Source organism: Variovorax sp. GW821-FHT09B05 (genome assembly GCF_059418265.1).
This window is the reverse complement of sequence record NZ_JBWKPN010000003.1, coordinates 700,133-723,803: the sequence shown is the minus strand read 5'-3', so window position 1 is coordinate 723,803 and position 23,671 is coordinate 700,133. Positions and strand designations below refer to the sequence as shown.

21 protein-coding genes are annotated in these 23,671 nt (G+C 69.2%); 13 read left to right on the top strand and 8 right to left on the bottom strand.

The genetic code is table 11. The features are described 5' to 3' along the window. The 5 genes from AC07RM_RS11740 to AC07RM_RS11720 form a co-directional block, all read right to left on the bottom strand. On the bottom strand, positions 1–735 hold a 735-nt coding region (locus AC07RM_RS11740; RefSeq protein ID WP_495334537.1), incomplete at its 3' end, for a DUF1631 family protein. Between the two features lie 165 nt (positions 736–900). After that, a complete protein-coding gene (gene secF, locus AC07RM_RS11735) occupies positions 901–1,854 on the bottom strand; it encodes a protein translocase subunit SecF (RefSeq protein WP_093351319.1) in 954 nt (317 codons plus the stop codon). Between the two features lie 12 nt (positions 1,855–1,866). Beyond that, positions 1,867–3,759 (bottom strand): protein translocase subunit SecD, encoded by a 1,893-nt coding sequence (gene secD, locus AC07RM_RS11730; RefSeq protein WP_495334536.1) that lies wholly within the window; start codon positions 3,757–3,759, stop codon positions 1,867–1,869. Positions 3,760–3,852: 93 nt separating this feature from the next. Further along, complete coding sequence (gene yajC, locus AC07RM_RS11725) at positions 3,853–4,185, bottom strand: preprotein translocase subunit YajC (RefSeq protein WP_093351325.1); 333 nt, start codon at positions 4,183–4,185, stop codon at positions 3,853–3,855. Between the two features lie 348 nt (positions 4,186–4,533). After that, on the bottom strand, positions 4,534–8,136 hold the full coding sequence (locus tag AC07RM_RS11720) for an indolepyruvate ferredoxin oxidoreductase family protein (protein ID WP_495334535.1): 3,603 nt from the start codon (positions 8,134–8,136) through the stop codon (positions 4,534–4,536). Between the two features lie 178 nt (positions 8,137–8,314). Here AC07RM_RS11720 and AC07RM_RS11715 point away from each other — a divergent pair, with 178 nt between their 5' ends. The 13 genes from AC07RM_RS11715 to AC07RM_RS11655 all read left to right on the top strand — a co-directional run bounded on the left by AC07RM_RS11715 (position 8,315) and on the right by AC07RM_RS11655 (position 21,195). Next, a complete protein-coding gene (locus AC07RM_RS11715; protein ID WP_057594358.1) occupies positions 8,315–8,791 on the top strand; it encodes an Lrp/AsnC family transcriptional regulator in 477 nt (158 codons plus the stop codon). Positions 8,792–8,880: 89 nt separating this feature from the next. Then, the gene (locus AC07RM_RS11710; RefSeq protein ID WP_093351330.1) at positions 8,881–9,651 is read left to right on the top strand and encodes a basic amino acid ABC transporter substrate-binding protein; all 771 of its coding nucleotides are present in this window, start codon (positions 8,881–8,883) and stop codon (positions 9,649–9,651) included. A gap of 91 nt (positions 9,652–9,742) precedes the next feature. Next, positions 9,743–10,513 carry an amino acid ABC transporter permease gene (locus AC07RM_RS11705; RefSeq protein WP_057595865.1) on the top strand — a complete coding sequence of 257 codons (771 nt, stop codon included), beginning with the start codon at positions 9,743–9,745 and terminating at the stop codon, positions 10,511–10,513. Between the two features lie 44 nt (positions 10,514–10,557). Further along, positions 10,558–12,183, top strand: coding sequence for an MFS transporter (locus AC07RM_RS11700; RefSeq protein WP_209541360.1), 1,626 nt, complete (start codon positions 10,558–10,560; stop codon positions 12,181–12,183). A gap of 22 nt (positions 12,184–12,205) precedes the next feature. Beyond that, the gene (locus AC07RM_RS11695) at positions 12,206–13,369 is read left to right on the top strand and encodes an MFS transporter (RefSeq protein WP_495334534.1); all 1,164 of its coding nucleotides are present in this window, start codon (positions 12,206–12,208) and stop codon (positions 13,367–13,369) included. 117 nt (positions 13,370–13,486) lie between these two features. Further along, positions 13,487–14,308 carry a creatininase family protein gene (locus AC07RM_RS11690; protein ID WP_093351337.1) on the top strand — a complete coding sequence of 274 codons (822 nt, stop codon included), beginning with the start codon at positions 13,487–13,489 and terminating at the stop codon, positions 14,306–14,308. A 33-nt stretch (positions 14,309–14,341) separates the two neighbouring features. Further along, on the top strand, positions 14,342–15,148 hold the full coding sequence (locus AC07RM_RS11685; RefSeq protein ID WP_093351340.1) for an ABC transporter ATP-binding protein: 807 nt from the start codon (positions 14,342–14,344) through the stop codon (positions 15,146–15,148). Beyond that, on the top strand, positions 15,126–16,025 hold the full coding sequence (locus tag AC07RM_RS11680; RefSeq protein WP_495334533.1) for an ABC transporter permease: 900 nt from the start codon (positions 15,126–15,128) through the stop codon (positions 16,023–16,025). The genes AC07RM_RS11685 and AC07RM_RS11680 overlap by 23 nt, the downstream gene beginning before the upstream one ends. Next, a complete protein-coding gene (locus tag AC07RM_RS11675) occupies positions 15,997–17,397 on the top strand; it encodes an FAD-binding oxidoreductase (RefSeq protein WP_495334532.1) in 1,401 nt (466 codons plus the stop codon). Before AC07RM_RS11680 ends, AC07RM_RS11675 begins: the two co-directional genes overlap by 29 nt. Before the next feature lie 60 nt (positions 17,398–17,457). Further along, complete coding sequence (locus AC07RM_RS11670; protein WP_209541365.1) at positions 17,458–18,495, top strand: ABC transporter substrate-binding protein; 1,038 nt, start codon at positions 17,458–17,460, stop codon at positions 18,493–18,495. A gap of 432 nt (positions 18,496–18,927) precedes the next feature. Next, a complete protein-coding gene (locus tag AC07RM_RS11665; protein ID WP_057595873.1) occupies positions 18,928–19,518 on the top strand; it encodes an NAD(P)H-dependent oxidoreductase in 591 nt (196 codons plus the stop codon). Between the two features lie 31 nt (positions 19,519–19,549). Beyond that, the gene (locus tag AC07RM_RS11660; protein ID WP_495334531.1) at positions 19,550–20,521 is read left to right on the top strand and encodes a PDR/VanB family oxidoreductase; all 972 of its coding nucleotides are present in this window, start codon (positions 19,550–19,552) and stop codon (positions 20,519–20,521) included. Positions 20,522–20,529: 8 nt separating this feature from the next. Further along, complete coding sequence (locus AC07RM_RS11655; RefSeq protein ID WP_495334530.1) at positions 20,530–21,195, top strand: TetR family transcriptional regulator C-terminal domain-containing protein; 666 nt, start codon at positions 20,530–20,532, stop codon at positions 21,193–21,195. Here AC07RM_RS11655 and AC07RM_RS11650 read toward each other — a convergent pair. The 3 genes from AC07RM_RS11650 to otnI are packed head-to-tail and all read right to left on the bottom strand — an operon-like array spanning position 21,188 to position 23,657. Then, the gene (locus tag AC07RM_RS11650) at positions 21,188–21,652 is read right to left on the bottom strand and encodes a RidA family protein (RefSeq protein WP_057595876.1); all 465 of its coding nucleotides are present in this window, start codon (positions 21,650–21,652) and stop codon (positions 21,188–21,190) included. The two genes, AC07RM_RS11655 and AC07RM_RS11650, sit on opposite strands and share 8 nt — an antisense overlap. After that, positions 21,649–22,857: an amidohydrolase family protein gene (locus tag AC07RM_RS11645; RefSeq protein ID WP_495334529.1), complete on the bottom strand. Its 1,209-nt coding sequence runs from the start codon at positions 22,855–22,857 to the stop codon at positions 21,649–21,651. Before AC07RM_RS11645 ends, AC07RM_RS11650 begins: the two co-directional genes overlap by 4 nt. Then, entirely contained in the window at positions 22,839–23,657 is an 819-nt protein-coding gene (otnI, locus tag AC07RM_RS11640) for a 2-oxo-tetronate isomerase (protein WP_495334528.1), read from the bottom strand. The genes AC07RM_RS11645 and otnI overlap by 19 nt, the downstream gene beginning before the upstream one ends. Between the last annotated feature and the right edge of the window lie 14 nt (positions 23,658–23,671).

The window sequence follows — 23,671 nt, the reverse complement described above, 5'->3', positions numbered from 1 at the left end:
GGCTGGCGCCGCATGGCCGCCGGGCTGCGCGGCGCCCGGCGCGCCCGGGCCGGTCGCACCGCCCGAGGCCGCGCCGCCGGTGCGCCGCACGAAGCTCTTGAGATCGATCTCGGGCATCACGCCGTGGGCGACCAGGTGGGTGTTGGCGTCCTCGTAGGCCTTGGCGACCACGTCGACCAGCTGCGCCTGCACCGTGTCCTGCACGCGGGTCCAGAGCTGGCGGCTCAGACCGGCGGCCAGCCACTGCTCGACCAGCAGCTTGGCCAGGGTCTCGGGCTTGAGCACGTCCTTGCCGTCGAGCTCGCTCGTGCCCTCGAGGTGCTGGATGCGCAGCCGCAGGTCGCTGAGCTCGAAGCTCGCGCGGTCGTGGATCATCTGCGCCAGGCGCGAGGAGAGGATGTTGCTTTCCACCACCTCGTCGCCGATCAGCTCGAGCCGCAGCATCTGCGTGTGCGAGGTCGAGGTGTGGAAGCCGCTGGCGCCGCTCTCGCCGAGCGCCTTGCGCCAGCCGGTCTGCGCGAGCGACACCCATTGCGAGGCATTGCCCTGGAACGCCACGAAGTCGTCGCGGTGCTCCTGCATGGCGCGCGCGCTGCCGACCTCGGAGGCCAGCTGGGTCAGGCGGTCGCGGATGGCACGGGCCAGCGGAACGATGGCGCCTTCCGTCGCCAGCACGAAACGCTCACGCGTCTCGCGCGCGAGCTGCAGGGACGAGGCTGATCGCGCAATGCTCATTGAGGAAGATCAGGGGGCAGGTACCGGTTTCACCCGACAGACGCGAGCTTGCATCGGGAAGCGCATCCGCACAAGGGTGCGCTTCCTGTCGCGTTGCATGGGCGCCTCGCGGCGAGGGACGGGCCCGACTTTACCTTGCCCAGCGGATGCCGCAGGGGCGCCGCTTCAGACCACCGCGCCGGCGTTCGGATCGTCCGGATCGCCGTCGCGCTTGACCGGGCCCTTGATCAGGTCCTCGCGCTTGATGCCGAGCCACATGGCGATCGCCGCCGCCACGAAGCACGACGAATAGATGCCGAAGCAGATGCCGATGGTCAGCGCCAGCGCGAAGTAGTGCAGCGTCGGGCCGCCGAAGAAGAACATCGACAGCACCACCAGCTGCGTGGAGCCGTGGGTGATGATGGTCCGGCTGATGGTCGAGGTGATCGCGTTGTCGATGATCTCGGTGGTCGTCATCTTCCGGTAGCGCCGGAAGTTCTCGCGGATCCGGTCGAAGATCACGACCGATTCGTTCACCGAGTAGCCCAGCACCGCCAGCACCGCCGCCAGCACCGCGAGCGAGAACTCCCACTGGAAGAAGGCGAAGAAGCCCAGGATGATCACCACGTCGTGCAGGTTGGCCAGCACGGTGGCGAGCGCGAACTTCCACTCGAAGCGGAACGCCAGGTAGATCATGATCCCGACCACCACCATGCCCAGCGCCTTCAGGCCGTTGGTGGTGAGCTCCTCGCCCACCTGCGGGCCGACGAACTCGATGCCGCGCTGCGTGGCGGAAGGGTCGATGGCCTTGAGCGCGGCCATCACCGGCACGCTCTGCTGCTCGGCGCTCATGCCCTGGCGCGCCGGCAGGCGGATCTGCACGTCGCGCGAGCTGCCGTAGTTCTGCACCAGCACTTCCTGGTAGCCGAGCTTGCTCACGGCGTCGCGGATCTTGCCGACGTCGGCGGGCTGCGAATAGGCCACCTCCATCACGGTGCCGCCGGTGAACTCGACCGACAGGTGCAGGCCGCGGTGCATCAGGAAGAACACCGCCAGCGCGAAGGTCGCGAAGGAGATGATGTTCAGCACCAGGGCATGGCGCATGAACGGAATGGTGCGGTGGATGCGGAAGAACTCCATGGCCTTCTTTCCTTACTTGGCTTCGGCCACGGACGTACCATCGGCGGTATCGGTCTTGGGGCGCCAGACGGTGCCGATCGACACGCTCTTGAGCTTCTTCTTGCCGCCGTACCAGAAGTTCACGATGCCGCGCGAGAAGAACACGGCCGAGAACATCGAGGTCACGATGCCCAGGCAGTGCACCACCGCGAAGCCGCGCACCGGGCCGGAGCCGAAGGCCAGCAGCGCGATGCCCGCGATCAGCGTGGTCACGTTGGAGTCGAGGATGGTGCCCCAGGCGCGGTCGTAGCCGGCATGGATGGCCGCCTGCGGCGAGGCGCCGTTGCGCAGCTCCTCGCGCACGCGCTCGTTGATCAGCACGTTGGAGTCGATCGCCACGCCGATCGCGAGCGCCATGGCCGCGATGCCGGGCAGCGTGAGCGTGGCCTGGATCATCGACAGCAGCGCCACCAGCAGCAGCAGGTTGACCGCCAGCGCGATCGACGAGAACAGGCCGAACAGCGCGTAGTACACGCACATGAAGACCATGATCGCCAGGAAGCCGTACATCACGGACTTGATGCCCTTGTCGATGTTGTCGGCGCCCAGCGTCGGGCCGATGGTGCGTTCCTGGATGATTTCCATCGGCGCGGCCAGCGAGCCGGCGCGCAACAGCAGCGCGAGGTCGTTGGCCTCGGTCACGCTCATCGAGCCCGAGACCTGGAAGCGGTTGCCCAGCTCGCCGTTGATCGAGGGAGCCGTGAGCACTTCGCCCTTGCCCTTCTCGAAGATCATCATCGCCATGCGCTTCTTGTAGTTCTCGCGGCTGACGTCGCGCATGATGTTGCCGCCCTTGGCGTCCATCGTCAGGTCGACCTTGGGCTGGTTGCTCTGCTGGTCGAAGCCGGGCTGCGCGTCGGTGAGGTTCTCGCCGGTGACCAGCACCTGCTTCTTGACGATCACCGGGCGACCCGAACGATCGAAGAACTTCTCGGAGCCGAAGGGCACCGGTCCGCCGCTGAGCTCGGCCGCGCGTCCTTCGGACGATTCGTCGACCAGGCGCATCTCGAGGGTGGCGGTGCGGCCGAGGATTTCCTTGGCCTTGGCCGTGTCCTGCACGCCCGGCAGCTGCACCACGATGCGGTCGATGCCCTGCTGCTGGATCACGGGTTCGGCCACGCCGAGTTCGTTGATCCGGTTGTGCAGCGTGGTGATGTTCTGCTTGAGCGCGGCGTCCTGCAGGCGGCGCGCGGCCTCGGGCTTGATGGTGGCGACGAGGCGCCAGTTGCTGCCGTCCGGACCGTCGGTGGTCGTGAGATCGGGGAACTGGTCCTGGATCAGCTGCTTGGCCTTTTCCAGCGCCGCGGCGTCGCGGAAGGTCACCTCGACGGCCTGGCCGTTGCGGCTCACCTGGGTGCCGCGGATGTCCTTCGAGCGGAAGTTGGTGCGCAGGTCGCTCGCGAAGGATTCGGCCTTCTTGTCGATGGCGCCCTTCATGTCGACCTGCAGCAGGAAGTCGACGCCGCCGCGCAGGTCGAGCCCCAGGTACATCGGGAAGGCATGCAGCGCCGTGAGCCACTTGGGCGAGCGCGACACCAGGTTCAGCGCCACCGTGTAGGGCGGGTCGGCGGCGTCGGGCACCAGCGCATGCTGGATCAGGTCGCGCGCCTTGAGCTGCTCGTCGGGGCTGCCGAAGCGAGCGCGCAGCGAACCGCCATCGAGCGTGATCAGATCGGGCACGAGGTCGCCCGCCTTCAGGGCCTCCTCGACGCGGGTCTGGGTGGCGCTGTCGACCTTGACGGTCGACTTGGCCGACGAGACCTGCACCGCAGGTGCCTCGCCGAAGAAATTGGGCAGGGCATAGATCAGCCCCACGAGCAGCACGATCACGATGATCGCGTACTTCCAGACCGGGTAACGGTTCATGAGATCGCGCTTTTCAGAGACGGCAGGAACGGGACACGGCGTGACTTGAGGTCCGGGGCAACGAAGCGCAAGACCGGGCCACGCTTTTCTTTCTTATTTGACGGCGCCCTTGGGCAGCACCTGCACCACCGCGCTGCGCTGCACCTTGATCTCGACGCCGTTGGCGATCTCGAGGCCCAGGTACTGGTCGCCGACCGAGGTGATCTTGCCGAGCACGCCGCCGGCGGTGGCGACTTCATCGCCCTTGACCAGCGCCTCGATCATCGCGCGGGCTTCCTTCTGGCGCTTCATCTGCGGGCGGATCATGACGAAATACAGCACCACGAACATGAGCACCAGGGGGAGCATGCTGCCCAGCGAGGACAACATGTCGCCACCTCCGGCAGCGGGAGCGGCGGTCTGGGCGAAAGCGGTAGAAATGAACAAGGAAGTCTCCAACAGAGGGAAGAGGTAATGACTCCGGCGCGAGCCGCGCTCGGGGTTCGGCGGCACAGGGCCTTCGCACCAGGGCCTTCGAACGGGCCAAGGGTCAACGGGCACGGGCCGCGAATCGAAGCCAGGCGGGGGCTTGGCCGCCGCACAGCACCGGGCATTGTATTCGTGGCGAAGCGCCGCTCCGCGCGCTTATCCGGCGCGGGGCGGTGGGCATTCGGTGTTTGGGAGGCGCTCCTGGATTGCTATGTTTTGAATAGCATCGATCCTAAGCGGTGCCTGTGACAGCACGGTTTCGGCGCCAGGCCCACGGGCCCGGCGCCGGCGCGGCCGGGCCCGCGCTCAGGCCGCCGCGCGTTCGGCGCGGGGCTGGCGCCACCGGGCCAGCAGCTCGTTCCAGCGCAGGCGCGCGGCCTCGAGGTTGCGTTCCTTCACGTGGCCATAGCCGCGGATCTGCTCGGGCAGCGCCGCGATCTCGAGCGCCAGCGCGTGGTTGTCGGCGCGCAGCGCGCCGATCACCTCGTCGATGCTCGCGCGGTACTCGCCGATCAGCGCGCGCTCGGTCTTGCGCTCCTCGGTGCGACCGAACAGGTCGAAGGCGGTGCCGCGCAGGCCCTTGAGCCTGGCCAGCAGCCTGAAGCCCGTCAGCATCGAGGGGCCGAACTTCTGCTTCAGCAGCTGGCCCTTGGCGTTCTTCTTCGCGATCAGCGGCGGCGCGAGGTGGTAGTTGAGCTTGAAGTCGCCCTCGAACATGCCCTCGATGCGCTCGAGGAAGGCGCGGTCGGTGTGCAGCCGCGCGACCTCGTACTCGTCCTTGTAGGCCATGAGCTTGAACAGGTAGCGCGCCACCGTCTCGGTCAGCGCGCTCTTGCCGGTCAGGCTGCTCTCGGCCTGCTGCACCTTGGCGACGAAGCGGCGGTACTCGTCGGCATAGGCCGCGTTCTGGTAGCCGGTCAGGAACTCGACGCGGCGCGCCACCAGGCTGTCGACGCTCTCGCGCTTCTTGAACTCGATCACCTGGCCGGGACGCACGCGCTTTTGCAGCTCGTCGGGCCGCACGGCGGCCTGGCGGCCCCATTCGAAGGCGGCCTTGTTGTTCTCGATCGCCACGGCATTGAGCTCGATCGCGCGCATCAGCGACTCGTGCGCCAGCGGGATCCAGCCCTTCTGCCAGGCGTAGCCCAGGATCATCGGGTTGACGTAGATGGTGTCGCCCATCAGCGCGGTCGCGGCCGCGTCGGCATCGAAGGCGCCCACGCCCTCGGCGCCCACGGCGCGCGCGATCTCGGCGGCACAGGCGTCCTCGGGGTTCTGCCAGTTGGCGTTGCGCACGAAGGCGGCCGTGGGCGCGCTGTGCGTGTTGAGCGCCACGTGGGTGCGGCCCTCGCGCATGCGCGCCATGGTCTCGCCGTTCACCGACACCAGCGGGTCGCAGGCCAGGATCAGGTCGGCCGCTGCCGTGCCCACGCGGGTGGTGCGGATGTCGCCCTGGGTGTCGCCGATCAGCACGTGGCTCCAGGTGGCGCCGCCCTTCTGCGCCAGGCCGGCCGCGTCCTGCGTGACGATGCCCTTGGCCTCGATGTGCGCGGCCATGCCCAGCAGCTGGCCGATGGTGATCACGCCGGTGCCGCCGACGCCGGCCACCACCACGCCCCAGACCTTGCCGCCGGCCAGCGACGGGATCGCGGGCTCGGGCAGCAGGCCGAACTCGGCCGGCGTGGCCGCCTTGTTCTTCGCCTTCTTCTTGAGCTGGCCGCCCTCGACGCTGACGAAGCTCGGGCAGAAGCCCTTGAGGCAGCTCATGTCCTTGTTGCAGGTGCTCTGGTTGATCGTGCGCTTGCGGCCGAACTCGGTCTCCAGCGGCTCCACGCTCAGGCAGTTGCTCTGCACGCCGCAGTCGCCGCAGCCCTCGCAGACCAGCTCGTTGATGACCACGCGCTTGGCCGGGTCGACGGCCGTGCCCCGCTTGCGGCGGCGGCGCTTCTCGGTGGCGCAGGTCTGGTCGTAGATGATGGCCGTGGTGCCGGGCATCGCGCGGAACTCGCGCTGGATCTCGTCGAGCAGGTCGCGGTGCTTGACCTGCACGTGGTCGCCCGGGATGCTGACGCCCTCGTACTTCTCGGGCTCGTCGGTCACGATCACGACCTTCTTGGCGCCCTCGGCATGCAGGCTCTCGGCGATCTGCAGCACCGAGTGGCCCTCGGGGCGCTCGCCCACGGTCTGGCCGCCGGTCATCGCGACCGCGTCGTTGTAGAGGATCTTGTAGGTGATGTTCACGCCGGCCGCGATGCTCTGGCGGATCGCCAGCAGGCCGCTGTGGAAGTAGGTGCCGTCGCCGAGGTTGGCGAAGATGTGCTGGTCGGTCGTGAACGGCTGCTGGCCCACCCATGGCACGCCCTCGCCGCCCATCTGCGTGAAGCCGATGGTGGAGCGGTCCATCCAGGTCGCCATGAAGTGGCAGCCGATGCCGCCCATGGCGCGCGAGCCCTCGGGCACCACGGTGCTGGTGTTGTGCGGGCAGCCCGAGCAGAACCAGGGCTGGCGCGCATCCTTCACGCCCTCGGCCTGGATCACCTGCATCGAGCGTTCCTTGGCTTCTAGGATCGCGAGCTGCGCGTCGATGCGCGCCGCCATGTCGGAGCCGGCGGGCAGCAGGCCCGTCTTCTTGAGGCGCCCGGCGATCGCCTTGGCGATCAGCGCCGGGTTCAGGTCGGCATTGGCGCGCAGCAGCGTGTGGGCGGTCGGGTTGGGCATCGACCATTCGCCGCCCGAGTAGCCTTCGGCCGCGTGCACCTCGCCCTCGTCGAACTTGCCGACCACGTTGGGCCGCACGTCGGAGCGCCAGTTGTAGAGCTCTTCCTTGAGCTGGTATTCGATGACCTGGCGCTTCTCCTCGACCACCAGGATCTCCTGCAGGCCGGTGGCGAACTCGCGCGTGAGCTGCGCCTCGAGCGGCCACACCACGCCCACCTTGTGCAGCCGGATGCCGAGCTGGCGGCAGGCCGCGTCGTCCAGGCCCAGGTCGATCAGGGCCTGGCGGGTGTCGTTGTAGGCCTTGCCGCTGGCCATGATGCCGAAGCGGTCGTTCGGGCCCTCGATCACGTTGTGGTTGAGGCGGTTGGCACGGATGTAGGCCAGCGCGGCATACCACTTGTAGTGCATGAGCCGGGCTTCCTGCTCCAGCGCATGGTCGGGCCAGCGGATGTGCAGGCCGCCGGGCGGCATCTCGAAGTCGGTCGGGATCACGATGTCGACGCGCTCGGGGTCGATCATGGCCGTGGCGCTCGACTCGACGATCTCCTGGATCGTCTTCATGCCCGACCACACGCCCGAGAAGCGGCTCAGCGCGAAGGCGTGGATGCCGAGGTCGAGGATTTCCTGCACGTTGGCCGGGAAGAACACCGGCGTGCCGCAGGCCTTGAAGATGTGGTCGCTCTGGTGCGCTGCGGTCGAGCTCTTGGAGATGTGGTCGTCGCCGGCCACCGCGATCACGCCGCCCCAGGCGGTGGTGCCCGCCATGTTGGCGTGCTTGAAGACGTCGGAGCAGCGGTCCACGCCCGGGCCCTTGCCGTACCAGATGCCGAAGACGCCGTCGAACTTGTTGGTGCCCTGCGGCGAGAAGCCCAGCTGCTGGGTGCCCCACAGCGCGGTGGCCGCGAGCTCTTCGTTCACGCCGGGCTGGAAGACGATGTTCTGTTCCTTGAGGAACTTGCTGGCCTTCCACAGCGCCTGGTCGTAGCCGCCCAGCGGCGAGCCGCGGTAGCCGCTGATGAAGCCGGCCGTGTTCTTGCCGACCTGCTTGTCGCGCAGGCGCTGCAGCATCGGCAGCTTGACCAGGGCCTGGACCCCGCTCATGAATGCCCGCCCGTAGTCGAGGCTGTATTTGTCATCGAGCGTGACGGTCTCTAGCGCGCGGCGGATGTGCTCGGGCAGCGGGGCATTCATGTCTGTCGTCTCCGTGGTGGCAGGGCCTTGTGGGCCTGGCTGATAGGTGCGGGTCTGTGCCCGGTCGGGCGCGAGCCCATGATCACGCAAAGTGTATGCCGGGGTCCGCGACAGGTGTTTGCTTTCCATGCCCCCAAAAAGCCACTTCCAGAAAGAAGATTGCTTAATATCGAGGCTTATGGAAAGCATTGACAAGTTCGACCTTGCCATCCTGCAAGAACTGCAGACCGATGGCCGCCTCACCAACGCCGAGCTTGCGCAGCGCGTGGGCCTGTCGGCCGCGCCCTGCTGGCGCCGCGTGCGCGCGCTGGAAGAGGCCGGCTTCATCAAGGGCTACCGCGCCGAGATCGACCGGCACAAGATCGGGCTGGGCGTGCTCGCTTTCGTGCGCGTCGACACCGAGCGCGTCACCAACGAAGCGACCCGCAAGCTCGAGGACGCCATCCGCAAGATGCCCGAAGTCGTGGCCTGCCACTACATCAGCGGCACCGGCACCTTCGAGTTGCAGGTGGTGGCGCGCGACCTCGACGGTTTCTCCGCCTTCGCGCGGCAGCACCTGATGAACCTGCCGAACGTGAAGGACCTGCACACCAGCTTCTCGCTCGGCGAGGTGAAGGCGAGCAGCGCGCTGCCGCTGGGGCACCTGGCGAAGTAGCGGCCGCGAGGGCCCGACGGAACCCGCCGCCCGCCAGCCTAAAATCCTCGCCCACCCCAACCGCCACCCGGCGCACCCGAGGACTCCGCATGACCCCCACCCGCCGCGCCCTGGCGCTTGGCTTTGCCGCCGCCGTGCTGGCTTTCGGCGCCCTGGCGCCCGCCCAGGCGCAGAACCGCGAACTGACCGTGGCCTCCAGCGCCACCTATGCGCCGTTCGCGTTCGAGAACAAGGACAAGCAGATCGTCGGCTTCGACATCGACATCATCAACGCCATCGCCAAGCAGCAGGGCCTGAAGATCAAGATCGTGAACACGCCGTTCACCGGCATCTTCGGCGCGCTCAACAACGGCGACGTCGACCTCGTGATCTCGGGCGTGACGATCAACGAGAAGCGCAAGCAGAGCTACGACTTCACGCCGCCCTACTTCGCGGCGCGCCAGCTGATCGCGCTGCCGAAGAACAGCACGGTCGCCTCGCTCAAGGACCTCACGGGCAAGAAGATCGCGGTGGTGAGCGCCTCGACGGCCGACGACATCGCATCGCGCGAGTTCGGCAAGACCAGCCCGAACATCCGCCGCTTCGAGAGCACGCCGCTGATCATCTCCGAGCTGGCCGGCGGTGGCGTCGACGCGGCGATGGGCGACAACGGCGTGATCGCCTACCGCGTGTCGCAGAACCCCGATCTGAAGACCGTCGACGACAAGTCCTTCCCCGAGGAAGGCTTCGGCATCGTGGTGAAGAAGGGCGACAAGGCGCTGCTCGACAAGCTCTCGGCCGGCCTGGCGGCGATCCGCGCCGACGGCAGCTACGTGACGATCTACAAGAAGTGGTTCAACAAGGACCCGAACGTGCGCTGAGCCGCACGGCCCCCGTTCTGCTCCCACGGCCGCGCTTCGCGGCCGTTTCGTTTTTCTTTTCGTTCGTTTCTCTGCATTGAAGGAAGCCGCCATGGAACAACCGGTGTTGCTGTTCGGATGGTTCCGCTGGGACATCCTGGTCGAATACAAGGACCTGTTCTGGCAGGGCGCCTGGATGACCTTGCGCATGACGGTGGTCTGCGTGCTGCTGGGCGCGAGCTGGGGCCTGTGCCTGGCGCTGGCGCGACTGGCGCAGCCGCGGCATGCGCCCTGGACCTGGGTGGCGCGCTTCTTCCTGCGCTGGCCGGCCACGGTGTACGTGAGCTTCTTCCGCGGCACGCCGCTGTTCGTGCAGATCCTCTTGATCCACTTCGCGGTGATGCCGGTGTTCATCCACCCCACCTCGGGCCTGCTGATCGACGGCGAGCTCGCGCGCACGCTCAAGCAGGAGCACGGTGCGCTGATCTCGGGCGTGGTGGCGCTCACGCTCAATTCGGCGGCCTACATCTCCGAGGTGTTCCGCGCGGGCATCCAGTCGATCTCGCGCGGCCAGTTCGACGCCGGCCGCTCACTGGGCTTCAACCCGGCGCAGGTGATGCGCTACGTGGTGCTGCCGCAGGCCTTCCGCCGCATGCTGCCGCCGCTGGGCAACAACGCGATCGCGCTGCTCAAGGACACCTCCCTGGTCTCCGCCATCGGCCTGGCCGAGCTGGCCTACGCGGCGCGCACGGTGGCCGGCGCTTATGCGCGCTACTGGGAGCCCTACCTCGCGATCTCGGTGATCTACTGGGTGATGACGCTGGTGCTGACCACGCTGCTGCGCCGGCTCGAGCACCGGCTCGCGCGCAGCGACCGCGGCTGACCACGAACTGACCAGCTCGGGGCTCGCGGCGACAATAGCCCCACATGCCCCCGATATCGCCCGAAGAGACGCCCATCCCGCCCGCGCGGCCGAAGCCGCCCAAGCTCGCCGCGCTCGAGCCGCTGAAGCTGCCGGTGTTCCGCATGCTGTGGAGCACCTGGCTGATCGCCAACATCTGCATGTGGATGAACGACGTGGCGGCGGCGTGGATGATGACCTCGCTGACCACCTCGCCGATCTGGGTCGCGCTGGTGCAGTCGGCCTCCACGCTGCCGGTGTTCCTGTTGGGCCTGCCCAGCGGCGCGCTGGCCGACATCCTCGACCGCCGGCGCTGGCTGATGGCCACGCAGTTCTGGCTCGCGGGCACGGCGATCGTGCTGTGCGCCGCGATCGCGCTCGACATGATGACCGCGCCGCTGCTGCTGGCGCTGACCTTCGCCAACGGCATCGGGCTGGCGCTGCGCTGGCCGGTGTTCTCGGCCATCGTGCCCGAGCTGGTGCCGCGGCCCCAATTGCCGGCCGCGCTCGGGCTCAACGGCATCGCGATGAATGCCTCGCGCATCATCGGCCCGCTCACGGCCGGCATGCTGATCGCGAGCGCGGGCAGCGTCTGGGTGTTCGCGCTCAACGCGGTGCTGTCGGTGGCCTCGGGCTTCGTGGTGCTGCGCTGGCGCCGCGAGCACACGCCCAATCCGCTGGGCCGCGAGCGGCTGATCAGCGCGATGCGCGTGGGCGTGCAGTTCGTCTGGCAGTCGCAGCGCATGCGCGCGGTGCTCAGCCGCATCACGATCTTCTTCTTCCATTCGACGGCGCTGCTGGCGCTGCTGCCGCTGCTGGCACGCAACCTCCAGGGCGGCGGCGCGGGCACCTTCACCCTGCTGCTGGCGGCCATGGGCTCGGGCGCGATCGTGGCGGTGCTGTTCCTGCCGCGGCTGCGCCAGGCGCTGGGACGCGACCAGCTGGTGCTGCGCGGCACCGCGCTGCAGTCGGCCGCCACGGCGGTGATGGCCTTCGCGCCCAATGCCTGGGTCGCGGTGCCGGCGATGTTCTTCGGCGGCATGGCCTGGATCACGGTGGCCAATTCGCTGTCGGTGTCGGCCCAGCTCGCGCTGCCCGACTGGGTGCGCGCGCGCGGCATGTCGACCTACCAGATGGCGATCATGGGCGCGAGCGCGATCGGTGCCGCGCTGTGGGGCCAGGTCGCCACGGTCACCGACCTGCAGGTCAGCCTGGTCGTGGCCTCGGTCACCGGCACGCTGCTGATGCTGGCCGCGCTGCGCTGGGTCACCGACGTCTCGGGCGAGGACGACACCACGCCCGCCAAGGCCGGCTGGGCCTCGGGGCCGCCGTCCGAGGCGCCGCAGGAGAACGGCCGCGTGGTGATCAACGTCGAATTCATCATCGACCCGGCGCGCGCCGCGGCCTTCCACCTGGTGATGCAGCAGACGCGCCGCGCGCGGCTGAGCCAGGGCGCGATCGGCTGGGAGCTGCTGCACGACATCGGCGAGCCGGGCCGCTACGTCGAGCAGATCGTCGACGAGAGCTGGACCGAGCACCTGCGCCGCTTCAACCGCGCGACCGCCGCCGACATGGCGCTGCGCGAGCGCCGGCTGGCCTTCCACCTGGGCGAATCGCCGCCGGTGGTCACGCGCTACGTCGTGCGCCGCTGATCCACGCAAGCCCCCTGACGCCATGAAGACGACCCAGGTCGCCACGTTGTTCTGCTGCCTGTTCCTCATCGGCTCGGCCGAGGTGGTGGCGGGCCCGATGATGGGCGCGATGAGCGCCGACCTCGGCGTGCGCTCGAGCGCCATCGCCTACCTGCCGGCCGCCTACGGGCTCGCCTACGGCGCCTTCGCGCTGATCGCCGGGCCGCTGTCGGACCGCTGGGGCCGCCGGCGGCCGCTGCAGGCCGGGCTGCTGGGCTTCGCGCTGTTGAGCGCGGCACTGCCGAGCGCGCCGAGCCTGGCGGTGGCGATCGTGCTGTCGGCCCTGGCCGGGCTGTGCGCGGGTCTGATCCAGCCCAATGCGCTGTCGCTGGTGGCCGACGAATCGCCACCCGCGCAGATCGGCCGCCGGCTCAGCCACGTGTTCGTCGGCCTGATGCTGGCCTTCGTGCTCACGCCGGTGGTCGCCGGCTGGCTGAGCGACACCGCAGGCTGGCGCTCGGCCTACTACACGCTCGCGGCGATGGCCGCGCTGGCCTTTCTCGCGGTGACGCGCACCTTCGTGCAGCGCGTGCCCGCGGCCGCGTCGCATGCGGGCTTTCTCGCCACGCACGCGCAGGCGCTGCGCACGCCCGGCGTGCGGCGGCGGCTCGCGGTCAGCTACCTCTGGCTCGGCTGGGTGGCGGGCTTCGGCGCCGTGGTGGCCGAGGTGGCGGCGCGCAAGCTGGTGCTGTCGTCGACCGACACCGGCCTGATCGCCGGCCTGTTCGGCCTGGCCGTGATCGCCGGCAACCTGGCCAGCGGCCGGCTGCAGCGCGCGCTCGGCGAGGCCGCGCTGCCGCTGGCGGCGCTGGCCGCGGCGGCGGGCCTGCTGGGCCTGGCGCTGCCGGTGGGCTCGACCACGCAACTGGTGCTGCTCGGCCTGCCCTGGGCCTTCGGCTATGGCTGCGCGGGGCCGCTGCACCATGCGCGGCTCAGCGCGCTGTCGCAGCGCTACCGCGGCACCATCAACTCGTACCACGCGAGCCTGCTCAACCTCGGCATCTTCTCGGTCTCGTTCCTGCTCGGCAGCGTGGTGCCGCGCTTTCCGGTCGAGGTGTTCTGCGCGCTGGCCGGCGGCGTGACGCTGGTCGGCGCCTGCCTGCTGCTGCCCTGGCCGTGGCGCAAGCCCGGGGTCGCGACCACCTGAGCGCGGCGACCCGAGCGCGGGGCGGCAGCCCGAGGAAAACCCTGACGCGACTTTTTTTGACCATTCGGATAATTTAGGTCATCATCCGCGCCGTCGCCACGAACGAGGACCACCCCGATGAACCCGGTCACCCTGCGCAGCCGCTTCTGGTCGGACCTGACCAGCGAAGAGTTCTCCCGCCTCGACCGCGAACGGCTGATCGCCGTGCTGCCGGTGGGCGCCACCGAGCAGCACGGTCCGCACCTGCCGATGTCGACCGACACCGCCACCATCGACGGCATGGTGCGCGCCACGCTCCCCCACCTGCCCGACGACCTGCCGGTGCTGTTCCTGCCCACGGTGCCCTACGGCAAGAGCAACGAGCACTCGCGCTACCCGGGCACGCTCACGGTCTCGGCCAGCACGCTGATCGCGATGTGGACTGACATCGGCGCCTGCGTGGCGCGTGCCGGCGTGCGCAAGCTGGTGCTCTACAACAGCCACGGCGGGCAGATGAGCGTGATGGACATCGTGGCGCGCGACCTGCGCGAGGCGCACGGGATGATGGTGGTGGCCGCCAACTGGTACACGCTGGGCCTGCCCGAGGGCCTGTTCACCGCGCACGAGGGCAGGCACGGCATCCACGCCGGCGACCTCGAGAGCTCGGTGATGCTGCACCTCACGCCCGACTACGTGCGCGCCGACCAGTTCCGAAACTTCCACTCGATGACCGAGGACCTCGCGGCCGAGAACAAGTACCTCTCGATCACGCCCAGCGGCAAGCTCGGCTGGCAGATGCACGACATCAACCCGATGGGCGCGGCCGGCGACGCCACCCGCGCCACCGCCGAGAAGGGCGCCGCGGTGCTCGACCACGTGGGCCGGCGCTTCGTCGACCTGCTGCACGAGGTCGACCGCTTCCCGCTGTCGCGCCTGGCCAACGAGCCCGCCTGGCGCTAGGCTCGCGCCCCGCCACGCCCTCCGGAACACCCCATGGAAAGCACCACGCCATCCACCCCCGATGCCGAAGCGCCGCTGGTCCGGCTGCGCAACGTCGGCAAGCGCTTCGCCAACGGCACGCTCGCGCTGCAGGGCATGTCGCTCGACATCGGCGCGCACGACTTCATCAGCTTCCTCGGCCCCTCGGGCTGCGGCAAGAGCACGGCGCTGCGGCTGATCGCGGGCCTCACGCGCGCCAGCAGCGGCGAGATGGCCTGGACCGGCGGCGCCGCGGCGCGCACCGACCGCGACCTGGGCTTCGTGTTCCAGGAGCCGACGCTGATGCCCTGGGCCAAGGTGTTCGACAACGTCTGGCTGCCGCTCAAGCTCGCGGGCATGAAGCGCGATGCCGCCGCGCCCGTGGTGCAGCAGGTGCTCGAGATGGTCGGGCTCTCGCGCTTCGCCGATGTCTATCCGCGCGAGCTCTCGGGCGGCATGAAGATGCGGGTGTCCATCGCGCGCGCGCTGGTCACGCACCCGCGCCTCTTGCTGATGGACGAGCCCTTCGCCGCGCTCGACGAGATGACGCGCATCAAGCTCAACAACGACCTGCTCGCGATCTGGCGCGAGCACCGCTTCTCGGTGGTGTTCGTCACGCACAGCGTCTACGAGTCGGTCTACCTCTCGAACCGCATCGTGGTGATGGCCGCGCGCCCGGGCCGCGTGATCGACGAGATCCGCATCGACGAGCCCTACCCGCGCGGCGAAGCCTTCCGCACCTCGAGCCGCTACAACGCGCACTGCACCGCGGTGTCCCAATCCCTGCATGGAGCCCTGCATGGCGTCGACATCGATCACTGAGCCCGCGGTCACCGTTGCTCCCGCCCTGCACGACGACGACATCGCCACGCCCTCGGCCGACGCCCAGCGCGCGCACGAGGACCGGCAGCGCCGGCGCGAATCGCTGCTGCGCATCGTGGTGCCCGCGGTGGTGGTCGGCGCGCTGCTGCTGCTGTGGGAATGGACCGTGCGCGCCAACAACATCCCGCACTACATCCTGCCCGCGCCCTCGCTGATCCTGAAGACGCTGTTCGACAACTGGGACACGCTGTCGAGCGCGCTGTGGTTCACCGTGCGGCTCACGCTGCTCGCGCTGGCCGCGGCCATCGTCGGCGGCGTGCTGCTGGCGATCGCCTTCGCGCTGTTCAAGTGGGTGGAGATCGGGCTGTTCCCGATCGCCGTGATCCTGCAGGTCACGCCGATCATCGCGATCGCGCCGCTGATCCTGATCTACGTCTCGAGCACCACCGCGGCACTGCTGCTGTGCGCCTGGATCGTGGCCTTCTTCCCGATCCTGTCGAACACGGTGGTGGGCCTCAAGAGCGCCGACAGCAACCTGCGCGACCTGTTCCAACTCTACAAGGCCTCGCCCTGGCAGACCTTCCGCTACCTGCTCGCGCCCAGCGCGCTGCCCTACTTCATGGCGGGCCTGAAGATCGCGGGCGGCCTGAGCCTGATCGGCGCGGTGGTGGCCGAGTTCACCGCGGGCACGGCCGGCAAGGAAACCGGGCTGGCCTCGCGCATCCTCGAGTCGAGCTTCCGCACCGAGATCCCGATGATGTTCGCGGCGCTGCTGCTGGTGTCGCTGCTCGGGATCGTGATCTTCATCGTCTTCGCCGCGCTGTCGCGCCTGGTGCTGGGCCACTGGCATGAAAGCGAAATGCGCCGTGAACGCTAGGACCTCGCTCGCCCCGGCCGTCGACTGGGACGCGGTGCATCGCGACCTCGCGGGCCTGAACCTGGTCACCGCGCCGGGCCAGCGCAAGCAGCTGTCGAAGGACTTCTTCTGGTACAGCCCGATCCTCACGGCGCAGCTCTCGGGCTGCGTGGCCGAGCTGGTCGTGAAGGTCGGCACCGAGGACGACGTGCGCCAGGTCTGCGCCACCGCCGCCAGGTGGAAGCTGCCGCTCACGGTGCGCGCGGGCGGCACCGGCAACTACGGCCAGTGCGTGCCGCTCGAGGGCGGCCTGGTGATGGACGTGACCCAGCTGTGCCGCGTGCTCGACATCGGCGACGGCCGCATGCGCGTGGAGGCCGGCGCGCGCATGCACGACATCGACCTGGCCGCGCGCGAGACCGGCCAGGCGCTGCGCATGTGGCCCTCGACCTGGCACGTGGCCAGCATCGGCGGCTTCATCGCGGGCGGCTTCGGCGGCATCGGCTCGTTCCGCCACGGCATCCTGCGCGACCCCGGCAACCTGCTGCGCGCGCGCGTGATGACGGTGGAGCGCGAGCCGCGCGTGATCGAGCTCGCGGGCGACGAGATCCAGCAGGTGCACCATGCCTACGGCACCAACGGCGTGATCCTCGACGTGGAGGTGGCGCTGAGCCCGGCCGTCGACTGGGTGCACTGCACGGTGCTGTTCGAGCGCTACCGCGCGGCGCTGGACTTCGGCATCGCGGCCAGCACGCCCGATCTCGACCTGTTCCTGCTGTCGACCGTGGAAGCGCGCTTCTCGCCCTACTACACGGCGATGGGCGAGCACTTTCCCGCCGACCGGCACGCGGTCTTCACGATGGTCGCGCCCGGGTCGATGGAAGACTTCCGCGCGCTCGCCGCCGCGCACGGCGGCCACATCGCGCTGGCCGGCACCGAGGCCGAGCTGCTCGCGGCCGGCCTGCCGCCGGCCTACGAATGCGCGTTCAACCACACGACGCTGCAGGCGCTCAAGATGGACCGCGGCTGGACCTACCTGCAGGTGGCCTATGCGCAGCCCTTCGATCCCGCGGTGGTCGAGCGCCACCTCGAGATCTTCGGCGACGAGGTGCTGCAGCACCAGGACTTCGCGCGCGCGGGCGGCGAGGCCGGCACCTTCGGCATCCTGCTGGTGCGCTGGACCGGCGAGGCGCGCCAGTACGAGCTGATCCGCGAGATCGAGTCGCAGGGCGGCTGCAAGATCTTCAACCCGCACGTGGTGACCATCGAGGACGGCGGCATGAAGACCATCGACGCGCAGCAGATCGAGTTCAAAAAGCGCAGCGACCCGATGGGGCTGATGAACCCCGGCAAGACGCGCGGCTGGACCGCTGACATGGCCACCGAGGGCTGAAAAGATTTAGGCTTCGCGTCCCGTCCTTTTTCCAAGAAACCTCCACAGGAGCACGTCCTCATGCGCATCCCCGCTTTCCGCATCCGCCCGCTCGGCAGCCTGGCCCTCGGCCTGGCGCTGACCGCCGCCGCCTTCGCCGCGCAGGCGCAGGAGAAGGTCGTGTTCGCCACCAACTGGAAGGCGCAGGCCGGCCATGGCGGCTTCTACCAGGCGCTGGTGGACGGCACCTACAAGAAGTACGGCCTCGACGTCGAGATCCAGCAGGGCGGCCCGATGGTCAACAACCGGCCGATGCTGCCGGCCGGCAAGATCGATTTCCTGATGACCGGCAACCTGCTGCAGTCCTTCGACAACGTGAAGAACGGCGTGCCCACGGTGGTGGTCGCGGCCTTCTTCCAGAAGGACCCGCAGGCCATGTTCGCGCACCCGGGCCAGGGCTTCGACAGCTTCAAGGACATGACCAAGGCGCCCGTGGCCTTCATCGGCAAGGACGGCCAGTTCAGCTTCTGGCAGTGGATGAAGTCGGAGCACGGCTTCAAGGACTCGCAGCTCAAGCCCTACACCTTCAACGTGGGCCCGTTCCTGGCCGACAAGAAGTCGATCCAGCAGGGCTACGCGATCTCCGAGCCGCTGTCGATCAAGGCCCAGGCCGGCTTCGACCCGGTGGTGCAGCTGCTGGCCGACAACGGCTTCTCGACCTACTCGACCACCATCGAGACGCGCGCCGACCTGGTGAAGACCAAGCCCGAGACGGTGCGCAAGTTCGTCGAGGCCTCGATCATCGGCTGGAACAACTACCTCTACGGCGACAACAAGGCCGCCAACGAGCTGATCGCCAAGACCAACCCCGACTCGCCCGTGGCCGCGCTGCAGGGCTCGATCGAGCTCATGAAGAAGATGGGCATCGTCGACAGCGGCGAGTCGCTGACCAAGGGCATCGGCGCGATGGACGAGGCGCGCGTGAAGGACTTCTACGACAAGATGGTCAAGGCCGGCCTCTACAAGCCCGGCGAGGTCGACCTGTCGAAGGTGGTCACGACCCAGTTCGTCAACAAGGGCGTGGGCCTGGACGTGCGCAAGAAGCTCACGGGCAAGTAAGCCGCGACCAAGGATCCGATCCACGACCACACCGATTTCTCCGCGGGCCGCGCGGTGCTTGCGCCGGGGTCAGATGCCGGCGCCTGGGATGCCATAAGGCACCGTGCGGCTCTTCATTCGCTGGGCTCTGACCCCGTATTGCCGCCTAGGACCTGTTAACGCTATGCAAGGGGTCGCGTTGCCCCGCAAAGGGGCTGGATGCAAGGCGCCCGCGCGCAGCAAGGCTGGCGCCTTGCAAGCGCGGGCAACGCCGCAGACGGCCCCTTTGCGGGGCAACCCGGAGGGAAGCTCGCCAGAGCCCGCCCCTCGGCGTTGCGCTCCTAGCGTGTGCGGACGCACACGCGTCGTCGCGCGCCTTGATGGGCGGGCTCTGGCGAGCTTCGCGACCCCTTGCATAGCGTTAACAGGTCCTATCGGCGAACCGGCCCTCCCATGAAAACGCTCGTCGTTCATTGCCATCCGAACCCTGACAGCTTCAACCACGCGCTCTACCGCACGGCGCTCGCCGCCCTCGAACCCCGCCACCAGGTCCGGGCCATCGACCTGTACGCCGAGGGCTTCGACCCGACGCTGACCCGCGAGGAACGCATCGCGTACCTCGACAACACCCAATTGATCCGCGAACGCGTGCAACCCCACGTCGAAGCGCTGCTGTGGGCCGAGCACCTGGTGTTCGTCTATCCCACCTGGTTCCACGGACCGCCCTCGATGCTCAAGGGCTGGCTGGAACGGGTGTGGCTACCCGGCGTGGCCTTCCTGCCGGCCGAGCGCAAGGGCCAGGCCGCGCGCTCGGGCATGCGCCACATCCAGCGCCTCACGGTGGTCACCACGGGCGGCTCGCCGCGCTGGTTCGTGATGGCCATCGGCGACCCCGGGCGACGGCTGTTCACGCGCGCGCTGCGCGCCCTGTTCGCCTGGCGCTGCAAGGTGACCTGGCTGCAGCTGCACGACATGAACGCCGTGACCGCGCTCGACCGCACGCGCTTCATCGAGCGCGTGGCGCGCAAGCTGCAAACGCTGTGACCACGACCCCAACGATCCGGGAGAAAACACCATGAGCCTCGAACGCACGCTCACCGTCCGCGTGACGCGCATCGCGCGCCAGACGCCCGAAATCCTGGCCTTCGAGCTGGCCCATCCCTGGGGCCGCGCGCTGCCCGGCTACGAGGCCGGCGCGCACATCGACGTGCACATGCCCGGCGGCTTCTCGCGCCAGTACTCGCTGGCGCGCGCGCCCTCGGCGGGCGCCGTCTCGTCCTACCTGATCGGCGTGAAGCGCGAGGCCGCGAGCCGCGGCGGCTCGGCCTCGATGCACGAGCGCGTGCGCGAGGGCGACCTGCTGCCGATCAGCACGCCGCGCAACACCTTCCCGCTGCAGGCGCGGGCGCGCCATCACCTGCTGCTGGCCGGCGGCATCGGCATGACGCCGCTGCTCGCGATGGCGCAGGCGCTGGCCGCGCGCGGCGAGGGCTTCACGCTGTGCGTGTTCGCGCGCGCCGAGGAGCACCTGGCCTTTGCCGATGCGTTGCGCGATCCGGCGCTGGCGCCGCATGTGCGGCTGCACCTCGACCAGGGCGACGCCTCGCAGCGCATCGACCTGCGCGCGCTGCTGGCCGCGCATGCCGGTGCCGCGCATCTCTATGTCTGCGGCCCCGGCGGCTTCATGCAGGCGGTGCGCGACGCGGCCGCCGCCGCGCAGTGGCCCGAGGACGCGATCCACGCCGAGTACTTCGCCGCGCCCACCGATGCCGCCGCCACCGCGGGCCAGCCCTTCGTGCTGCGGCTCGCGCAGCGCGGCATCGTGGTGCCGGTGGCGGCCGACCAGACCGCGGTCGACGCGCTGCACGAGGTCGGCATCGACATCCCGGTGTCGTGCGAGCAGGGCCTGTGCGGCACCTGCGTGGTCGGCGCCGAAGGCGAGGGCGCCGAGCACCGCGACTTCTGCCTCACGGGCAGCGAGCGGCGCCACAAGGTGGCGCTGTGCTGTTCGCGCGCCAAGGGGGCCGAGCTGGTGGTGCAGCTCTGAGACCGCGCATGGCCAGGACCACCGCCGTCGACACCACCGAGGACGCCGAGGGCCCCGCCACGCGCGGGCGCTCGCGCAAGTACGCGCAGGTGCTCGGCGTGATCAACCAGGCCGCGATCGAGGTGTTCGCGAGCGAGGGCCTGGCCGGCGCCTCGACGCAGGCGATCGCCGACAAGGCCGGGCTCTCGAAGGCGCAGCTGCACTACTACATCGACAGCAAGGAGGCGCTGTACCGGCAGATCCTGCAGGACATCCTCACCGACTGGATCGTGGTGTTCGGCTTCGACGACGAGGCCCTGGGCCCGCGCAAGGTGCTCGGCGACCTGATCCGCCGCAAGATGGCATTCTCGTTCGAGCACCCGCTGCGCTCGCGCATCTTCACGGCCGAGATGCTGCGCGGCGCGCCGGTGCTCAACCCCCTGATGGACACGAGCAAGCAGCGCACCGACCAGGCGGCCGCCGTGATCCGCAACTGGATGGACCAGGGCCTGATGGACGAGGCCGACCCGATGCTGGTGCTGTTCCACATCTGGGCCGTGACACAGTTCTACGCCGACCATGCGACCCAGGCCGCGTACTTCCGCAACACCGCGCAGCACGGCGACGCGCAGGACCGCGATTACCTGGTCGAGCAGGTGACGGCGTTCCTGTTCAAGGGCGCGGGCGTCAGGTAGCGCGCACCGGCAGGTACATGGTGGCCTCGACCTCCACCAGCACCTCGTCGCCCGGCAGGAAGCGCGACACCTCCACCACCGTGCTGACCGGCGGCTCGCCCGGGTAGAACAAACCGCGCACGCGGTTGTAGAAGGCGTAGTGCGGCAGGTGGCGGAAGTACTGCACCAGCTTCACCACGTCCTCCATGGTGCCGCCGTGCTCGGCCGCGATCTGGCGGATGCGCTCGAGCACGAACCAGCTCTGCGCCACGATCGGCGCCTCGAACACGTCGACCGACATCTGGCCGGTGGCGTAGCCCAGGCCCTGCAGCGCGCTGCGCCCGGCCTCGGGAATGGCGTCGTAGCCGGCGACCGCGCGGCGCGTGGCCGGGTCGACGGCGACCACGCCGCTCATGTAGACGAAATCGCCGACGCGCTTGGCGGCGGCATAGTTGGCCATCGGCTTGCCCATGCTCATGCGGTGTGCTCCAGGATCCGGCCCGCGCGGATGACGCTGCGGCGGCGGCCGCGCGGGTCGATGAGTTCGTGTTCGTCGGTGGCGGCCAGCACCACCAGGTCGGCCGGACAATCCGCGGCGATGCGACCGTCCCAGGCCAGCCCGAGCGCCCGCGCCGGCGCGAGCGTGATGCTGTCGATCCAGTCGAGCGCCGGCGCGAGGTGCGCCACCTGCACGCCGAGGCCGAAGGTCTCGACGAGGTCGTAGCTGCCATAGGGATAGAAGGCGTCCTGCACGTTGTCCGTCGCCAGGCTCGCACGCAAGCCGCGTGCCGCCGCCTCGCGGATGCGCGTGATGCCGCGCGGCACCGGCGTGCGGTCCCAGGCGCCCTGCAGGTAGAGGTTGGTGGTGGGCAGCGCGACCAGGTGCAGGCCCGCGCCCGCGCACAGCGCCAGGGTTTCGTGCGCCACGGCATCGTCCTGCACCGAGAGCGAGCAGGCATGGCCGCAGACCACGCGGCCCGCGAAGCCGCGCGCACGCACCAGCTGCGCGATGGCGCGCAGGCCGCTGGCGTCGGCATCGAGGCCCTCGTCGACATGGAAGTCGAGCGACAGCCCGTGCTTGTGCGCGAGCTCGAACACGCGGTCGAGCTTGGGCAGCAGGGCCTCGTTGCGGTAGACGAAGGCGCCGAGCGCACCGCCCGCGCGCGCCACCTCGCGCGCGATGCGCTCGCCGGCCTCGGCATCGGCGAACAGGTCGAGCGGCGTGAGCGAGACGAACTGCAGCTCGACGCGGCCGCGCCAGGCTTCGCGCAGCGATTCGAACACCGCGAGCGAGACCGGCGCCTCGGGCTGCACCCAGTCGAGGTGGGTGCGCAGCGCGCGCGTGCCGCTGCGCCAGGCGTCCTCGAGCGCGCGCTCCATGCGCGGGTGCAGCGAGTCGGCGGTCCAGCCGGCACGGTGGCCGTTCATGCGCTCGATGGCCGCGAACAGGTTGCCCTGCGCCGCGCCCACTTCCTGCACGGTGTAGTTCTTGTCGATGTGCGCATGCGCGTCGACGCAGGCGCTCAGCACGATGCCGCGCGCCGAATCCTGCCGCGCGCTCGGCGCGACCGAGGCCACGCGGTCGCCGTCCAGCACCAGGTCGAACAGCTCGGCCTCCGACGCGAAGCCGCGCAGCGGCTTCGGGATGCGCAGTGCCTCGAGCTTCACTGCGCCTCTCGCCACGCACGCAGCCAGCCCAGCCCGGCCGAAGTGCCGCCGGGCTCGCTGCCGCGCCGCGGCCGGTATTCGCAGCCGACCCAGCCCTGCCAGCCGGTCTGCGCCGACACCTCGTCGATCACCTGGAACAGGTAGGGATAGTTCTGCTCGCCGATGTCGGGCTCGTGGCGCTCGGGCACGCCGGCGATCTGGATGTGGCCGACGCGGCCGGTGGGCAGGTACTGGCGGATCTTCATCGCGACGTCGCCCTCGACGATCTGGCAGTGGTAGAGGTCCATCTGCACCTTGAGGTTCGGCGCGCCGATGCTTTCGACGATAGCATGCGCATGGTCCTGGCGGTTGAGGAAGAAGCGCGGGATGTCGCGCGTGTTGATCGGCTCGATCAGCACATCGCGCCCGGCCTTCGCGGCCTCCTCGGCGGCCCAGCGCAGGTTGTCGACGTACACCTGCTGCACGGCATCGGCCGTGAGGCCCTCGGGCACCAGCCCGGCCATGACGTGGATGCGCGGGCAGTCGAGCGCGACCGCGTAGTCGATGGCCTTGGCAATGCCTTCGCGGAACTCGGCGTCGCGCCCCGGCAGGCAGGCCAGACCGCGTTCGCCGCCCTCCCAGTTGCCGGGCGGGCCGTTGAAGAGCACCTGCTGCAGACCGTTGTGCTTGAGGCGCGCGACGATATCTTCCTTGGAGAAGGCATAGGGAAACAGGTACTCGACGGCCTCGAAGCCGTCCTTCGCGGCGGCATCGAAGCGGTCGAGGAAGTCCAGCTCGGGATAGAGCATCGAGAGGTTGGCGGCGAAGCGTGGCATGGCGTGTCTCTTGT

What these genes read in the sequence shown, in the direction of transcription:
- AC07RM_RS11720 (WP_495334535.1), bottom strand. Translation starts at nt 8,136, where the DNA reads ATGAATGCCCCGCTGCCCGAGCACATCCGCCGCGCGCTAGAGACCGTC.
- AC07RM_RS11715 (WP_057594358.1), top strand. Translation starts at nt 8,315, where the DNA reads ATGGAAAGCATTGACAAGTTCGACCTTGCCATCCTGCAAGAACTGCAG.
- AC07RM_RS11705 (WP_057595865.1), top strand. Translation starts at nt 9,743, where the DNA reads ATGGAACAACCGGTGTTGCTGTTCGGATGGTTCCGCTGGGACATCCTG.
- AC07RM_RS11695 (WP_495334534.1), top strand. Translation starts at nt 12,206, where the DNA reads ATGAAGACGACCCAGGTCGCCACGTTGTTCTGCTGCCTGTTCCTCATC.
- secF (WP_093351319.1), bottom strand. Translation starts at nt 1,854, where the DNA reads ATGGAGTTCTTCCGCATCCACCGCACCATTCCGTTCATGCGCCATGCC.
- AC07RM_RS11675 (WP_495334532.1), top strand. Translation starts at nt 15,997, where the DNA reads ATGAAAGCGAAATGCGCCGTGAACGCTAGGACCTCGCTCGCCCCGGCC.
- AC07RM_RS11700 (WP_209541360.1), top strand. Translation starts at nt 10,558, where the DNA reads ATGCCCCCGATATCGCCCGAAGAGACGCCCATCCCGCCCGCGCGGCCG.
- AC07RM_RS11710 (WP_093351330.1), top strand. Translation starts at nt 8,881, where the DNA reads ATGACCCCCACCCGCCGCGCCCTGGCGCTTGGCTTTGCCGCCGCCGTG.
- AC07RM_RS11685 (WP_093351340.1), top strand. Translation starts at nt 14,342, where the DNA reads ATGGAAAGCACCACGCCATCCACCCCCGATGCCGAAGCGCCGCTGGTC.
- AC07RM_RS11655 (WP_495334530.1), top strand. Translation starts at nt 20,530, where the DNA reads ATGGCCAGGACCACCGCCGTCGACACCACCGAGGACGCCGAGGGCCCC.
- otnI (WP_495334528.1), bottom strand. Translation starts at nt 23,657, where the DNA reads ATGCCACGCTTCGCCGCCAACCTCTCGATGCTCTATCCCGAGCTGGAC.
- AC07RM_RS11660 (WP_495334531.1), top strand. Translation starts at nt 19,550, where the DNA reads ATGAGCCTCGAACGCACGCTCACCGTCCGCGTGACGCGCATCGCGCGC.
- AC07RM_RS11665 (WP_057595873.1), top strand. Translation starts at nt 18,928, where the DNA reads ATGAAAACGCTCGTCGTTCATTGCCATCCGAACCCTGACAGCTTCAAC.
- secD (WP_495334536.1), bottom strand. Translation starts at nt 3,759, where the DNA reads ATGAACCGTTACCCGGTCTGGAAGTACGCGATCATCGTGATCGTGCTG.
- AC07RM_RS11670 (WP_209541365.1), top strand. Translation starts at nt 17,458, where the DNA reads ATGCGCATCCCCGCTTTCCGCATCCGCCCGCTCGGCAGCCTGGCCCTC.
- AC07RM_RS11680 (WP_495334533.1), top strand. Translation starts at nt 15,126, where the DNA reads ATGGCGTCGACATCGATCACTGAGCCCGCGGTCACCGTTGCTCCCGCC.
- AC07RM_RS11650 (WP_057595876.1), bottom strand. Translation starts at nt 21,652, where the DNA reads ATGAGCATGGGCAAGCCGATGGCCAACTATGCCGCCGCCAAGCGCGTC.
- AC07RM_RS11690 (WP_093351337.1), top strand. Translation starts at nt 13,487, where the DNA reads ATGAACCCGGTCACCCTGCGCAGCCGCTTCTGGTCGGACCTGACCAGC.